The sequence below is a fragment of the Leptolyngbya sp. FACHB-8 genome, assembly GCF_014695575.1.
Lineage (GTDB): Bacteria > Cyanobacteriota > Cyanobacteriia > Elainellales > Elainellaceae > Vacuolonema.
Window position 1 is genome coordinate 1 of sequence record NZ_JACJOO010000081.1, and the last position, 15,758, is coordinate 15,758.

Sequence of the window (15,758 nt, forward strand, 5' to 3'; positions counted from 1 at the left end):
TCAGATCACGCAGGGGATGTTTTTGGCGACGGGTCATAGCAGGGCACCCAAGGGTTCCCTACTATCTTGACAGCCGCCTATAAAAAATGGCGATATTCGAGTCAAATGACCCACTAGTAGGCTGCGGCCTAAGTTTGCATACTATGTTTTTGTGTGGGGTGCTTCGCACCCCACACAAAAACATAGGTGATGGATTTCCGCCTCAGCGTACTAGACGCGAGAAGGGAGTGAGTGCGGAGCACTCCTGCTCATGTCTTAACCAAAATGGCTATTGCTTGCACGGATGCGAGCCATTGTCATGGCATCACAATAGATGCCAGCCCGAAAACTGTAATCTCTTAGAATACCTTCGGTTGTAAAGCCGAATTTTTTGTAGAGGGCGATCGCCCCCTCATTGTCCGGATACACCATCAAATCGACCCGATGTAGATTGAGCCAGTTATCGGCCAGATCGACGACTGCTTGCATAAGTGCATAGCCAACGCCCTGACCCTGATAAAGGGGATGTACGGCAACGGCACTGACATGGGCTGAGTTGCGGCATCGAGGCAGTGGGTTGACCGCCAGCGTTACGCTACCCATCAGTCCGGATGATCCTTGAGCCGTTAGGGTGTACTTGTCATGGGTCGGTTGGGTAACTGCATCAAAGTCAGCTTCCGTAGTAATGTACGGCACGTTCACGAGCCAATGAATAACACTGGGCTCTGTAAATAATTCGAACAATGCTTTTTTATCTTCGGGTGTGGCGTGGCGAATGGAGAGTTCAGTAGGGATCTGGTAAGGAGAGGGGCGATCGTCCAGAATTTTAGATTCAGGAATCCGCCGTGACTTTGTGGGATAAGAAGGGTGATTTATGGACGCGATGCGTTCGTTTGTGATGAAGTCAGCAACCATCGTAGAACCATTCCTTGTGGGATACAAATATATGGGATGTGATGACGAGATCTACCACTCCCATCAGGAGGGCGAGAATGTTTGATGGATAAAAACATTAACTGTTTTTTAGCGCTCTAAAACCGTTCCCAAATCGTTCCCTAATCGCTCCGTATACATAGCTCAACAATTTCTAAAGATGGTCTGAAAAGCCTTCATAGAACCACCTGTTTATAAGCTATGTATGTGAAAACGAGCTTTGCAAGCACGTTTGGGAAACCGGATGAATAAGATATTTTCCACACTTCCTACGATAAGGATATAGAAGGTAAACGTCGTTGCAGAAAAGTATGGAGTCGGCTTCAGAAAAACTCAGGGAAAAGTATGGTAAAACTAGGCAAAGTATGGAATGAGCCGAGTTTCTATTAGTTATCTAGGAAAAGAACAGCAGAGTTTTGAAGCCTCTAAAGTGCTGTTCTCAACTGTCATCGGGTTGCCCTTCATTGAAAGGATGTTGATCTTTCAAGTGGTCATCTATCTATTGCCCAGGCAGTAAGGATGAGGTTGGAAGTTAGAGCTTTGACGGATACACTTCCTCATCCCGTGTTATCGAGTGAGTTGAGTTACATTGAAGTCAACGACTGAGAGCCATGGAGAACGAATTTGAACAGGCCGTTGCTGCTGTCAAGACCGTCTTGTTGGCTCAGGTAGATCGTACCCTTAGTGACCTTGAGGTTGAACTGCTAAAGGGAGCCTGGGACAACCTTACTTATGAAGAAATCGCCAAAAACTCCGGCTACTCTCTGAACTATCTGCAACGGGACGTTGGCCCCAAGTTTTGGAAACTTCTGAGCGATGGGTTTGGCCGTAAGTGTAATAAGACCAATGCCCGGGCCATTTTGATGCAACGAGCTCGAGAGTCAAGCTTACAGCCTACTCAACAGCCCTCATTTTCTCAATCCTTACCCGCTCCCCCAGTCCCGCGTGCTTCTTTCCCCACCTTGTCCCGTATAGATTGGGGTGAAGCGATCGATGTGTCTCTATTTTATGGCCGTGAGGAGGAGTTAAAAACGCTTTCCCGCTGGATTGTGCAGGAACGTTGCTTGTTTGTTGCACTGCTCGGTATGGGTGGAGTGGGCAAAAGTTCCCTGGCGGCTAAAATCGCAGCTGATGTGCAATCGCAGTTTGATTGCATTATCTGGCGATCGCTCCGCAATGCCCCATCCCTCGATACCCTGCTGGCAGATCTGGTAACGTTCCTCTCAAACCATCAGGATGTGCAGGCGCGCCCCGAGCGATTGCTCTACTGGTTACGCCAATCGCGTTGTCTGGTGGTTCTTGATAATGCTGAGATGATCATGCAGGCGGGCGATCGCGCAGGTTCCTACCAACCTGGCTATGAGGGTTACGGCGAGCTGTTTCGGCTTTTAGGCGAATCCACTCATCAAAGCTGCATCCTGTTTACCAGTCGGGAAAAGCTCCTGGAGCTCAGCATGATGGAGGAGCAGGGGGGACGGATGCGCTCCCTTTGCCTGACGGGTTCCTGGGAAGCATCCCAGGCCCTTCTTAACGCCAATCGGCTCATCGGCTCGCCAGAAGACAAGCAGAAACTGTGTGAGCATTACGGCAACAACCCCCTGGCGCTCAAAATTGTAGCCGCTTCCGTGCGGGGCTTGTTTGATAGCGATATTGCGCTGTTCTTAGAGCAAGACACGCTGATTCTGAGTAGCTTGCGGCGGTTGCTCGATCAACAATTTGAACGGCTTTCTCCCCTGGAGAAAACCGTTATGTACTGGCTTGCTATCAACCGAGAATGGACTTCCGTAACGGAGTTATTAGAGGATATTGTGCCTCGCATCTCTCGGCTGGGTTTGCTGGAGGTGCTGGAGTCGTTGAGCTGGCGATCGCTGATCGAGAAGCTGGCTGGCTACTACACCCAGCAACCTGTGGTGATGGAATATGTGATTGAACGTCTAATTACTCAGGTTTTGGAAGAGTTGGATACAGGATCTCCCTTTCTGCTACTCCGTCACGCGTTAGTCAAAACGAATGTCAAAGACTATGTTCGTGAGAGCCAGGAGCAATTGATTTTGCGGGCGATCGCTCAGCGCTGGCGTAATCAGCTCAGACCTCAAATGTCGTTGGAGCAAGAAATCTCGCGAGTTTTGACCGTTCTTCATCAAGCAGAATCGCCTTCAGCGAATTATGGGCTGGGCAACTTCATCAACCTGTGCCGATCGCTAGACGTGGATCTATCCGGGTTTGATTTCTCCAACCACGTGATCCGTGAAATTTAGCGCGGATGGAACCACACTAGTACGCTGAGACGGGAATCCATCACCTATGTTTTTGTGTAGGGTGCGAAGCACCCTACACAAAAACATAGGTTGCAAACTTAGGCCGCAGCCTACTAGCCAGTAGTAGTGAAGACGAAACCATCAAGCTTTAGGATGTGGCCACCGGGAAGTGTTCGCGAACCTGGCGAGGCGATCGCCCCTGCGAAGGGATGAATATCACGGGTGTGACAGGGCTGACGGATGCCCAGAAGTCTGTGCTCAAAGTGCTGGGGGCGATCGAACAGTAAGAAATGCATGGTGCTCTGCACCACGCATTTCTGATCATCACCCATTTTTTCTAACGGCTATTAAGCCTGAGCCCAAAGATCCCGCAGCTCGCCTGCAAGAATATTTTCGATCTCTTTATTGCGTTCTGGTGGCAGAATCTCCTTCGTTGCCGAGAAGACAGCCTGTGTCACATTCTCAGCAGACACACCTTCCGGCAGTGCCCCTTCCTGGCGCAGACGCAGCATGAAGGTGCCTGGCTTGATATGTAAGTCTTGGACGGGGCTAATGCGGCTAAAGAAGGCCACCATGACGTTGGGGTCGTGCCACAGCTCCACCACATCCTGCTCAGATTCCGGAGCATTTTCTTTGAGATCGGCTTCGATGCTATCGCTCGTCTTATTCAGCATCATGTCGCGCATAATTCGGAACACGATGTAAGAGGCTCGCTTTGCATCATATTCTGAGTCCAGTTCGCTGCGCTCGATTACCTTATCAATAAACGAGGAGGATTGTGCCTGTTTCACCATAATTCTTACCGTCATTCAAAACTACAAGCGAGAACCTGCATCAGCCTCATGCATAATGCTTATAAATGCTGCGTGCTAGCGGGTTATCGCACTCCTTGTAGTGTGTCGGCGATCGCTGGCTGAGCCATGGGTCTTAGGGCAGAAATGAAATTCTCATTGGAGTGGTATATCGCTTTTTTTGAAGGAAGCTCAACATTCAAATCTATGACGGTTGTAAGGTTATGGGCTTCCCCCACTCATGCTCGATCTGGTTGATAATCAAGCCCCGTTGCATGATATCAATTTCTTGCTCGAACAAAGAAATAGTAACGCGACCGGGTAGCGTAGTGAGATCTGCAAAGGTGATCTGCCCCAGGGGAAGTGGTACATCAGGAGCCGTAATGATGACCTGACCTTGAACTGGATTCCTTAGGTCGAGTTTGTTGAAGAGAACCTCTGTTTTTGGGATGGGTGGCTTTTCGCAGGCGATCGCCAAACGCAACTGCCCCCCTTCGCCCACAAAGGTCAACTGCCAGGGTTCCCCCGTCAAGCGAAAACTCCAAACTACAGCCAGAAATGCTGCTAATAGCAGTGCCAGGAGGATGAGGAGTGGAAGCGATCGCCGCATAGTTAGGAATCCAGATTTGCGTCTTACATCAGATCTAGTTGAAGAACCATAATATGCCGTGGCGCAACACACCACGGCATATTATGGTTCTTCAACGGGAGGTCATATTAGTGCGCTGAGCTTGCTTCTAGATTTAACTGAGCACAGCTCGAAAATTGTGTGATCTGTTGTTGCGTCGGGGATTGTCCTTCACAGGTCAAAGACTTGAAGGGCTGACCTGCAAACTTCTCTGTTTGGCTCACCCGCAGCATCGCCATTGGAAAAGAAGCCGCAAAGGCGGCAAATATAGCAACCCATGCCCACACATACTTGTGCATTTTGAAGCTGGAATGTTTCATCTCAGTATTCTTCGTCGTACTCGTGTCAATTGGTTTGGAGTGTTGATATACCGCGAGCAAAGTACATGGAATATCAACTTTTGGGGAAAGCTTGATTCATGCTTGAGAACTGCGTAGAAGAATTACTTTTCTATGCGTCTTGCACATAAAAGTAACTTTCAAAGCAATGCCTAATGCAATGGAAGATAGGGAAACAGAGGATGCCATGTCATCACTGTTGCCAGAGTGAAGAGACTCAGCATCCAAAAGAATAAGGTTCTTGGCTTAACGTTCTTATCCTTCAGCGTGGGATAAAGAATAGCCAGGCTTACTAACCAGCCAATCAGAAACATCGTTTCTTTGCCTGCATAGCTGCCAATATTGCCCCACATCGGGTCGGTACTGACACTGCCAGGTATCCAGCTGCCCAGGGTGCGAAGAAACGCCTCACGCGCCTTCGAAGTATCTGATAAGTGATGGGCGACCATCATGGTCACGGCACCAATTCCGCCACTGATGAGAAAAGCAGCCGCTGGGCCAGAAGTTGTGGGTGGGTTTTGTGACCCTTCGTGAAGGGCTTTGGGGAACCGCTTTAACTCGTTCCATAGCTGAATGTAGAACGGCAGTGATTGACCTGATAGTCGTGATTTGTATGAAGTCATTCTTCGTTACCTTCTGCGTTACCTTAGATTAGAGAAATCCTACAGCGCATGGATTTTAGCGATACCTAAACCCGTTACAAATCCACCCATTGCAAAGAACATCATGGCCATTAAACCGATGCAGGTGGCTGCCAAAACGGGACGGTTTTGTTTCTCCAAAATGGAGTCGCCATATTGCCACAGAATCCAGGTGCAAGCGACACCCAGTGGCAGCGTAAACAGCACGCTAAACTCGTGGTACTCCATCAAGACGTATTGAGCTAAGGGCGAATTTTCCTTCAGCCAGGCCCGTGCTCCGCCGAAATCCAAGTCGGCTCTGTAGCGCATATAAGCCAGGTTACCCGTGGCAATTCCCAGGGTAGTAATGACCGTTGACCAGAACGTTAGCGTTCGCATTTGAGGTAAAACCTTCGCCGATCCTCGTAGGAGTGGAAATGCAAGGTGTCCGGCATAGGCTACAACAACTGTGCATAGCATCGCTCCAACGCCGTGAATAAGGCCAAGCGATCGCTGCCACGGGCTGGGATGCAGCAGGTTGACAAAGGGGAGAAATAGAAAAAGACCAGCCGAAAGAATGGCTAACCCGTAGACGCTAACGGTTGCGATGTCTAAGGTTTTAGGAAATTGAGACGGGATCGGTTCTGTTGCGAGTGGATCGGCGTCTGCGCGATACATCAGTCGTACTCCAGGTGAAAATTTGCAGAATGATAACTCTGCACCGAGGCATAGTGCTTGTTATTGCCTACGTTTAGGCAAACCAAAGCTCTGCGAGATGTGTAGGCAGGACAGCCTGCAAACATCCGCAGCAAAAGGAAAGATAGAGACTTTCTACCTTGTTCCTGGCGCTCAAAGGGCAGTGGATTATTGACAGACAGTAGCATCAATCTGGTACACGCTACAAGTCTATTAAGAGTAATTCTCAATAAGAAGACCTTAAATCATTTTGAGTTATCACTGGCCTTTAAGCCCTGCTTGGCGCTATCTTCCCTTGTTATTGGGAGCGTATTTGTGAGATGCTCATTCAGCCGTTACTTCTCATTTTGGTATGCGCGAAGCACGCGCCAAAGTGGGCGTTTTCGAGTGCCGTTCTTCTAAATCAGGGATTAGGATTCAATCAGAAAGACTGTGGTACTCATACGGCAGCACAGTCTTTCTGGTTGAATGTTGAATTAGATTGGGATGCTTAGAAGCGACTGTTTATGTAGAGATTATGGTCATTGCATTCAGACATTCCCCCACATACCGTTCGTGAAGCTCTGCGGCATCAGCGATTTGTTGGCTGTTAGCAAGGGGCATTTTTGCCAGGGTGTCGAAAAGTTGAGTGCGATGGCCGATGGATGTCATCAGGGCGATCGCACCACTGTTCAAAATGCCAAGCATCCGTTCTGCAAAGGCTTCAGCTTTCGTCGTATCAAAAATTTGGATCATCACGGTTAAGATCTCCTTGGTCATCAGCATTGTGAAATTAGCGTGTTGTGTCTTGAATGCTTTGTATCATCAGCATTTGGCAAAACCCTTTGAATAACTGCGGGTATGGGAATGTAGAGAAATGATTTTGGACTGTTGGGAGCTATCTCCTTGCAGTTGTTTCAAATGTTGGGGTAAAACGTTCTTCAAGTCGTAGGATCGAAGAATGGTTTCCCGTGCTTGTGTACGAATTATCTCCATTTGTTCAGGATGTTCTAATGCATCATCAATTTGCTCTACTAGAGAAGCGGGTGAGTAGAAATCAATGAGTAATCCGTTGTAGCCATTCTGAATCACCTCTGTGACGGGTTCTGTTCCTGAGGCAATTACCAGACATCCTGTAGCCATGGCCTCTAGCATCGACCATGACAATACGAAGGGATACGTGAGATACACGTGGGCAGAGGATGCCTGCAAAACCTGGAGATACTGCTCATAGGGTAATGAGCCTGTAAAGTGAATGCGCGATAACTCTAATGGCAATGTTTCTAGCATCAGCTGTTTGTAAGTTTTACCATCGGGTAATGGCTTGCCATAACACACCCGATCTTCTCCAGCGATTACCACATGGCAGTTAGGGCGACGTTCTTGCAGTAATGCGATCGCCTCCATAAATTGGGGAAATCCTCGGTAAGGCTCCATGCCACGCGTGGTGTACGTGACAATCTCATCGACATGGGATAAATCTAACCCGAGTTGGGGCAGAACTAGCTTTCTCTCAGGTTTCGGTTTGAAAAAGGTGGTATCAATACCATCGTGGAGGACGGTAATTTTAGAGTGAAACTCGGAAGGAAATTGCGATCGCTGCCAGTATGTTGGGGAGAGGCCGCGATCGCAGCTCCACAAATCTGACAAAATCGGCATATTTTTAATTCGTAGACTGGCTTCCAAATCCACATCAACAGGTTTGGCGCGATCGAAATCTACATCGCTACCATGGGCGTGGTAGAACCATTCAAAATAACAATGCAGTCGAGCTTGCGGAAAAATATCTTTCATAAACAACGTCAGCCCCCAGCCAGAACTGCCGTAGATAACATCAGGAACAAACCCTTCGGCTTTGAGTTGCGCGGCCATGCGATAGGCTGCTTGGCCCATCAAAACAGCCTTCTCTGTGGAGTGTAAGTAGGCGTGGGCTTCAGGCCGAGGCTCGCGGGGCTGCGAACAAAGAACTTTACGCACACCCGGTAACTCACCCTCCTGACGCAGAGTGCCGAAGACGACCTCATTGTTAGGGTTTTGCGCTAGGGCTGTTGCGATGTGGCGAAACTGGGCTGGAAAGTTGGGATGCAGGAATAGAATGCGCATGATAATAACTCAGCAAGAATGAGGAGTTGATACAGCAGAATGGATATTGGAGATGATCACAAACTATGTAGATATAACTTTGATGTTGCGATCGCAGATGAGAAGTGAAGAAATAGGTTGATGTGAATGAGAACACCCACATCAACCCTTCAAGTTGCTTCTGGAGAGACTTAGCTGATGTGAGCAGGGCTCACATGAATTCAAATGGTCGTTAGACGTAGTTCACGAAGTTATGATCGTTGCTGTCATTCAGATTGAAGTCAGCAACAACGGCAACTAGATCGTTGTTGAAGAAGATTCCGCTGTCTGCCTTGGTGCTGCTGCCGAATCCAGTCATGGTACGGAAGCTATAACGCCCAGCGATAGAGTCAGTGTTGGAGAGCTGGATTTTGTCTCGCTCGGCGGCACCAATGATACCACCGCTGTCATTTCGGAATCCTTGAATGAGGGCAAAACCAGCCGTGACGCTGTTCTCACCAACATAGTGAGTAACCAGGCTGTCAGCCAGCACAAAGGTATCGTTGCCACCTCCGCCGGTCAGCGTATCGTTATCAAACAGGGCGATGTTACTGCTACCTTGCAAAAGGTCATCACCATCTCCACCGTTCAGGCTGTCGCTGCCTCGGCTACCATTTAGCGTATCGTTGCCACTATCCCCGAATAGGCTATCGTTGCCGACCTGTCCAAATAGGCGATCGCTTTGATTGCCACCTCGGAGGGTGTCATTACCTGTGCCGCCGTCCATCGAGTCACTGCCGTCTCCACCTTCCAGGCTGTCGAGGCCAGTGCCACCTAGCATGGTGTCGTTGCCGGTACCACCAAACAGGAAGTCATTGTCTGCACCACCATCCAGGAAATCACCACCGCCGCCACCTTTCAGGGTGTCATTGCCGTTACCACCAAATAGGTCATCTCGGAAAAAGGTGTTGCTTCCAAACAGCGGTTCATCGTCGGCACCACCGAATATGGAGTCGTTGCCATCACCGCCACGCAGGGTATCTCGGCCTTTACCGCCGTCAATGGTATCATTACCACCTTCAGCATTGACGGTATCATCACCGCCATTGGCTTTGATATTTTCGCTGCTATTACCAATCGGAGAGTTGATGACGTTGGATGCGTTTGAATCCGCAAAGATTTCGCCAGCACGTAAATTAATAACTGCCATTTGAGTATCCTTCTAGAGAACGAGTGAACGAGTGCGACCTTAGAAATCGCAGAGATATAGAACTTGAAATGTCAGAATGACGAGATAGCGAATGTTTAGAAGAATCCAATGATGAATTCAATTCGCTAAGAGTGGATGATTGAGCGATCGCCATTTTGTGAATGACTCGCTCAATGCGATGGTGAATGAAGGGCAATTCACTCACCATCAACACGACTACTAGCATTCATAGGAGATGCCACGATAGCGTAACCGTTGTGCGGTAGGCTTTTTCGATGGCTCGATCACACCTCGCAGGGAGTAAGACTGCCCACGATACTGAACCTGGGTTTTTGCTTCCATCCGTTCAACAATGCTGTTGGATAACGGGTAAGCTTGACCACGATAATTGAGTTGCATGATCGTTTTTCCTTTTAGGTGAATGAAGCAGCGAACTTAAGTGATTTGGGCACAGCAATCTATCAGCCGTTGCTTCAAGGGGAAGCAGACTGTTGTTGCTAAAACCCAAAGGGGTTCCAGAACCGAATTCAGCTTGAAAGCTTGCGATCGCCCTTTCTCTTCCGGCTCAATTCAATCAACTGTGAATGGTTGAATTGTCTGAGCGTTGTTTGGAGGGCTGCTTGGTTTGGATAACCTCCATGCTTCTACGATACGGAAGATGAAAGGCTTTGTCTTTACAGGAAAGTATGGAGAAGAGTATGAAAACAGAACAAGACGAAGTTCAGGTAAGTTCAGGTAAGTATGTAAACTGTTAATCTGCAATTTCACTTGTAAAAGTATTCAGGAATAAACCAAGTCTGCTATGAAGTTGAATGAGTTTGAGCAAGCATCTAACCCTATATAGCGTGTAGATGTAGTGTATTTCACACCCCACATCCACACGGCTAGAACACTAACCTCAGTTCGGATTAAGGGTTTTTTCGAGTGCCGCGCGAAGCGCGGCACTCGAAAAAACCCTTAACCCGAACTGACGTAACACTACTGTAGAAAACATAGAAGCCGCAGTTCTTTGGGAATTGCGGCTTCTTGTAGTTCAGCAATTGATTGGAACTTGTTAGCTTGTTTTTCTGTAGGCATCACACGAAAAAACAATCTCTAGAACGGCTATTGAATCTCATAGGTGTCTGGAACAATATCCGTAATCTCAGGACCAGGTTTTAGCCAGCTCTGTAACCCGTGTTTTATAGGACGGGCTGAGATTACCAAGGACACCGATAAAATTTGGATGCGTTAACCCTGCACAGAGAAAGCCCCACCGATAGGCTTGTTCCTGCCCCGCAAGGATAGTGTCCCGTTCTGGGGGAGAGAGCGATCGCCCAATGGCCTGCTCCAGGCTTTGCAAATCCAACTGTGCCTGTTGCATGAGGGTATTGTGGAGGAGGTGTACCGCCTTAAGGTAATCCTCCATAACCTGCTCAATCATGCTGGGTTCAAGGACTTGGGTTAACTCACAAACCAGCAGAGTATCCAACCGGGTATGCTGGGCTTCTTCCAGCCAGTGGTACTTTAACAGGTCACAAAATCGCGGGTCTAAATCTTCGTTGTTGTTACGAACACTCTCCAGGTAATGACTCTGAGTCGTCCACTCAAATTGCAACGTCAAGAGCAACACTCCCAGAGGATGGCGATCGAGGATAGCTGCAGCAATTTTTTCAGGAGGACTAATACAGAGGCATGGGCTACCAAAACCTTGCTCAAATGCCTTCGCAAATTGTTGAAACAGATGAATATGCTTCCCTTCCTCCTCGGCAAATCCCAATAAAGCTTGGGCCGCGAAGATGTTTTCGTATCCCATTCTTTTCACCTGATCCAACACCATTGGAATGATGAAGGCTTCTACCAAAACAAACAGGTGCAAATAACTATTGCCCCGAATGTGGTTAAGAATGAGCTGCTCCTTGGGGTTGAGACACGTCAGTTCCTCAACTCGGGCAAGGGACTCGGGCAAGAAGCGTTTGGTGAAATCGAGGGGTTTGTCAGGCCCAATCAGGTCGTCCACCCGCCAATTTACTTTCTGGGAATCGCGCCAAACCGACTCGTAGGTAAAGGTTTGCATAACCATAAGGAGGTCGAACAGGTGCATCTCCCCTATAGATTAAGCGAGTTATTTCAGTTTGTCGTTCGTGAAAAGTATGGAGTTTCTGTCAATTTCCTAACCTTAGTTCGGAATAAGCTGAAGTCCCATTTTGGCCTGCAAAATGTCCTCAACCTGAATTCAGGTTCCCGACACGAGAATGTAGGTCTTGATTACAGCTTACGAATCAGAATGGGTTTGGATTGGTGCCGTTGGGGAGCACTGGCGTCTTCGACGGTGATGGCGATCGCCGCTAATTCTGTGCTCCGATAAGCCGCTGGCATTACGAGTTGCTCTGAACTTTGGCCTCTGGCGTCCACCGTAAAGGTTTGAGTCAGAATTGCATTTTTGGCGTCTGTCGTGAAGGGGGCGTCGGGTTCCAGTACCGTCCACAGCACGTAGACTTTACCTGAAGGTAAGGGAGGTAAGTTTTCGGCTGTAAGGGTTGCGGCTAAGTTCTCTGGATTGACGGCTACCGTCACATTTCCCGACACTTGAGAATCAGTGGGTTGGAGTGCCAGGATCACGGCTTCTGCTTGATCCAATTGTTGCCGAGTGGTTTGAAGCGATCGCCACAACACCCCATTGCTGATTCCCAACGCCACAATGGTCGCTGCTGCCACTGCTCCCCACGCCGGAAAACGTCGTGCAGGACGCATCAATGGAACGGGTTTGGACAAGGTTACAACCGATGGCTCAGGGGCCGTGCTGGCCGCTAGAATGGCCTCTTGTAGATGGGCTGGGGGAGCCAGCTCTGCCACCTCATAGGAAACTTCAAGTGCCTGTTGCATGCGGGCTACTTCAGTGGCGATCGCTGGATTATTCGCCATCAAACCCTCTAGTAACTCCGACTCCTCGGGTGTGAGGTCATAGAGGACATATCCGGCAATTAATTCCTGTAGCGCTTCGGCTGAGAGGGGTTCCTTCATGGTGACTCACTCTCCTGTGCTTGTAGGACCTGCCGCAGCTTGATCAATCCCTGCCGTGCTCTGGCTTTGACGGTACCCAGAGGAAGATCAAGTTGTTCAGCAATCTTGGCCTGGGTCATGCCCTCGTAATAGGCTTTGCGCAGCACTTCCTGTTGATGCTCTGACAACTGCGCCAGTGCTGCCCGTACCTCCTGGGTTTGTTCCTGTTCAAAGACATAATCCATGGGTGAATTAGCAGCGTCTTGCTCGTTGCTGGAATTGAATCGGCTGAGGAGATTGGTAGCAGTTTTGCGCGATCGCACCCGATCAATGGCGCGCGATCGCGTCAAAATCGCCAGATAGGTACGCAGTGATCCGCGCTGAGGGTTGTAAGAATCTGTGCGAGATAAAGTTAGAAAAATATCCTGAGTTAAGTCCTCGGCTTCCTGGGTGTCGCCCAGCACCTTCAGGGCCAGACCGTACACTAAGGCAGCGTGCCGCGCGTACAGTTGACCCAGGGCATACCTCTGGCCAGCTCGCATTGCGTTATACAAGGCCGCATCGGTCAGGGTCAAGTTGTCCGCACTGCTGCTTAGCTCAGGCTGCATACATACAGGGTCGAGAACACTTCCCGCAGATTTCATCCGCATTGAGACACCTATACTAAACCCTATAGAGCCGTGTTTGAAGAGTTGATATTTGGCGTATACAGTGCATGAAATATCTAATCTTCTGAAACAAGGGCTAAAACCCTTTGCTTTGGGGCGATCGCTTGAATAAGGGACTGAAGCCCCTCGCAGAGCAAGGGCTGATTCGATGGCTATGTAAGTGAATGAAGCTGCTTGTGTATGCCCTTGGGGCACACACAAGCAAAAGCTGCTCTCTAAGCGGCAGGCATGAGAATGCCACGCAGTTCCCCAGCGCGGTTCTGGGTTGTGTGCAGATCGAGGTACAACTGCCCAGCCGATAGGGCCTGCAACTGTTCAGGGGTCAGTGTATACTCGCCCATTGCCATACCTCCTCGCCCCGTGTCATCCATCATGACCTGCAAGGCGTACTGGAATGGCCCGTTTGCAGTAGGCTCACCCCGGTGAATGTGGAAGGCCGAAGTGATATTGGGGTTGGGTGGGTCAACAGGGTCAGTGGCGTAGTCTCGCATGGGGCTGGATAGGTTCCTGAAGCTGCCCCGTACGACGAGGCGATCGCCCATCAGTACAGCACCTACCGTTCCCCGTGCTTCTGTCATGGGAGATGTCGGTACGACATTGTTCTTGCTCAGAATGGCGACATAGGAGGTCATCATGCCATTGGTCATGCCCTGAGCCAGTAACACAGACTCTGCTGCTTGTAGATTGGCGGTCAAGCTACCTTCCAGAGAATCAGCGGAATGGGTGCTAACGAAGGAGTGGGGTTGGGACGAGACAGCAGTGCCCACGGCAGGAGTAACCATCACCAGAGAAAGGCAGGCTAAAGCGCCCAGGAGGGCATTACGAACCAATTTTTTGAGAGGCTTCATAGTAGTTTCTTCCGGCAAAAGGACATACAGGTGTTACCCGCATCTAAGAGGATTGAACCGTTTTGAAGAGGTTGATTATCGCGGGTAACACCCCTGGAAAATCAACGTTTCAAAATTTCTGGTCATGGTTGAGCAGCCTTCAAAAGGATGATGTCTCTTGCGCTTAGCGCTCAGAAAAACAACCTTTCCAAGACCTATGCGGATTAATAAGAACTGTACGTAGTACGTGAGCCATGGGTTCTTGGATGCATCCAACACGAAAGATTTTTCGGATTTGATGCATCAAGCTTTCTGCCTGAATCGTTGCGCGGCTTTTTCACACAGAAACGTTTGAAGGGGATAACAAGTTATCCTCTTCAAACGTTTCTGGTTTAGTGGCAGCAATTCTCATCTTGGAATTCAACCCGAAAATAGCCCGCTGAAGGCGGGCTATTTTCGGGCTTCAAAACTGAGAGTTCGTGCCCTTCGGGCACGAACTCTCAGTTTTGAAGCCCATACTGAGAATTGCTAGTGTAGTGGTGAATTATGTTCCTTCGCTAGGTGGGTTCTTGCGTTTGCGAATCTGCTTAGCTTTGGCTTTCAATTCCTTGAAGTAATCGCTCTCGACAATCTCATCGACTTCCTTCTGTTTTCGTGTCTGGTCGATTTCAATGCGCAATGTCTGAATTTGCTGTCGCAAGTGGGCTTCCCGCGCCAGCACTTCATTCACCATGGTTTGGAAAATGCGACCCAACTGTCCTAGTTCGTCCTGGCGCTTGGTCAAGGTGTTGAGACGATGATTGTCAGCCAATTCCAGATCGTCGGTAGATTTAATTTCGTTTGCAGAGATCCTTTGTGAAATTCGGGCCAGATGTTGAACGGGTTGAATCACTGCGGGTTTCAGTAGGCGATTGAGACCAAAGAGGGCGATCGCAAACGCCCCCACAAAAATACTCATGACGGACGAAAAAGCCCGGCGGCTTTCCTGAAACACCGTCTCGGCCGGGACATACACGACCGACGTTCCTGCCACTCGATTCAATTTCCAATTAAAGCCGCGTTGCGTACCATATAGGGCGATCATCTGCGCAGGAGCATCGGCTACCCGTCCATGACAGCGCAGGCAGGATTCGGATTCAATCACAATGGGGCGAGCGCTATAAAACATCTGCCCCTGCCCGGGAACCGTGTGAAACCCTGAAATTTCGGGTTCTGATGATGCCAACAGTCGCTTGATTAAATCTTCCTCAAAGGCGTCCGCTCTATCTCTAGGATTCGTCGGATTGAGCATCGCTTCCTTGTAGCGCATGTCCTTAAATTGGCTACTCCGAGCCTGAAAATTTTCAAAGGTACGACGAGCAGCATAGGCCGGCACCACTTCTGGCACGAACTCATCCTGCGCAAGTTGTGCCTCCAGGAGCGGACGCACCTGTTCATCCGTGTAGGTGCGCACGGCTTTGATTGATTCCATTAATACCAATCCTTCAGCCGTAATTTTTTCTTCTGCTCGGTGTTGCAAGATTTTGGACAGCACCAATCCTCCCAGCGCACTACCAAGCAACAAGACTAGCAGCAGAATAACCGTAAATTTGGTTCCCAGCTTGGCGCGGCTCAACATGGATGATCCTCTTGCGATCGCCTCAAATACAGGCTTTATGCAAAATACGAACACTTCCGCCTGTAGACAGATACTTTCTCAAGAGCTTAACATCCTGCAAATTGCCCGCCCTTACTGAAGCTATGACGAGAGTCTGTCTTAAAAGCCATTTCTTCGTTTGCTTCATGCGT

Annotated in this window: 16 protein-coding genes; 2 read left to right on the forward strand and 14 right to left on the reverse strand. The window is 49.2% G+C overall.

The annotated features are described in order from the left end of the window. Positions 1 to 255: 255 nt before the first annotated feature. On the reverse strand, positions 256 to 894 hold the full coding sequence (locus H6F91_RS23005) for a GNAT family N-acetyltransferase (RefSeq protein WP_190772665.1): 639 nt from the start codon (positions 892 to 894) through the stop codon (positions 256 to 258). 629 nt (positions 895 to 1,523) lie between these two features. On the opposite strand from H6F91_RS23005, the gene H6F91_RS23010 reads away from it, so the two are divergent. Continuing rightward, on the forward strand, positions 1,524 to 3,170 hold the full coding sequence (locus H6F91_RS23010; RefSeq protein ID WP_190772666.1) for an NB-ARC domain-containing protein: 1,647 nt from the start codon (positions 1,524 to 1,526) through the stop codon (positions 3,168 to 3,170). A 155-nt stretch (positions 3,171 to 3,325) separates the two neighbouring features. Further along, positions 3,326 to 3,457, forward strand: a complete 132-nt coding sequence (locus H6F91_RS28380; RefSeq protein WP_277874450.1) for a hypothetical protein — start codon at positions 3,326 to 3,328, stop codon at positions 3,455 to 3,457. A 60-nt stretch (positions 3,458 to 3,517) separates the two neighbouring features. Here H6F91_RS28380 and H6F91_RS23015 read toward each other — a convergent pair whose 3' ends face one another. The 13 genes from H6F91_RS23015 to H6F91_RS23075 form a co-directional block, all read right to left on the reverse strand. Beyond that, entirely contained in the window at positions 3,518 to 3,979 is a 462-nt protein-coding gene (locus H6F91_RS23015) for a DUF2267 domain-containing protein (protein WP_206754965.1), read from the reverse strand. Between the two features lie 187 nt (positions 3,980 to 4,166). Then, positions 4,167 to 4,571 (reverse strand): hypothetical protein, encoded by a 405-nt coding sequence (locus tag H6F91_RS23020; RefSeq protein ID WP_190772668.1) that lies wholly within the window; start codon positions 4,569 to 4,571, stop codon positions 4,167 to 4,169. A 508-nt stretch (positions 4,572 to 5,079) separates the two neighbouring features. Continuing rightward, the gene (locus H6F91_RS23025) at positions 5,080 to 5,550 is read right to left on the reverse strand and encodes a hypothetical protein (RefSeq protein WP_190772669.1); all 471 of its coding nucleotides are present in this window, start codon (positions 5,548 to 5,550) and stop codon (positions 5,080 to 5,082) included. Positions 5,551 to 5,589: 39 nt separating this feature from the next. Next, a complete protein-coding gene (locus H6F91_RS23030) occupies positions 5,590 to 6,225 on the reverse strand; it encodes a hypothetical protein (RefSeq protein WP_190772670.1) in 636 nt (211 codons plus the stop codon). Positions 6,226 to 6,747: 522 nt separating this feature from the next. Then, a complete protein-coding gene (locus H6F91_RS23035) occupies positions 6,748 to 6,978 on the reverse strand; it encodes a hypothetical protein (RefSeq protein WP_347280076.1) in 231 nt (76 codons plus the stop codon). Between the two features lie 69 nt (positions 6,979 to 7,047). Continuing rightward, a complete protein-coding gene (locus H6F91_RS23040) occupies positions 7,048 to 8,325 on the reverse strand; it encodes a glycosyltransferase family 4 protein (protein ID WP_190772671.1) in 1,278 nt (425 codons plus the stop codon). Positions 8,326 to 8,536: 211 nt separating this feature from the next. Further along, positions 8,537 to 9,493 carry a calcium-binding protein gene (locus H6F91_RS23045; RefSeq protein ID WP_190772672.1) on the reverse strand — a complete coding sequence of 319 codons (957 nt, stop codon included), beginning with the start codon at positions 9,491 to 9,493 and terminating at the stop codon, positions 8,537 to 8,539. A gap of 219 nt (positions 9,494 to 9,712) precedes the next feature. Further along, positions 9,713 to 9,892, reverse strand: a complete 180-nt coding sequence (locus tag H6F91_RS23050) for a DUF4278 domain-containing protein (RefSeq protein ID WP_190772673.1) — start codon at positions 9,890 to 9,892, stop codon at positions 9,713 to 9,715. A gap of 745 nt (positions 9,893 to 10,637) precedes the next feature. Next, positions 10,638 to 11,576, reverse strand: coding sequence for a hypothetical protein (locus H6F91_RS23055; protein ID WP_242035943.1), 939 nt, complete (start codon positions 11,574 to 11,576; stop codon positions 10,638 to 10,640). Between the two features lie 164 nt (positions 11,577 to 11,740). Next, positions 11,741 to 12,496, reverse strand: a complete 756-nt coding sequence (locus tag H6F91_RS23060) for an anti-sigma factor (RefSeq protein ID WP_190772675.1) — start codon at positions 12,494 to 12,496, stop codon at positions 11,741 to 11,743. After that, positions 12,493 to 13,119 (reverse strand): sigma-70 family RNA polymerase sigma factor, encoded by a 627-nt coding sequence (locus tag H6F91_RS23065; RefSeq protein WP_242035944.1) that lies wholly within the window; start codon positions 13,117 to 13,119, stop codon positions 12,493 to 12,495. Before H6F91_RS23065 ends, H6F91_RS23060 begins: the two co-directional genes overlap by 4 nt. A gap of 239 nt (positions 13,120 to 13,358) precedes the next feature. Further along, a complete protein-coding gene (locus tag H6F91_RS23070; RefSeq protein ID WP_190772676.1) occupies positions 13,359 to 13,991 on the reverse strand; it encodes a CHRD domain-containing protein in 633 nt (210 codons plus the stop codon). Positions 13,992 to 14,514: 523 nt separating this feature from the next. Continuing rightward, positions 14,515 to 15,588 (reverse strand): DUF3365 domain-containing protein, encoded by a 1,074-nt coding sequence (locus tag H6F91_RS23075; protein WP_190789511.1) that lies wholly within the window; start codon positions 15,586 to 15,588, stop codon positions 14,515 to 14,517. Between the last annotated feature and the right edge of the window lie 170 nt (positions 15,589 to 15,758).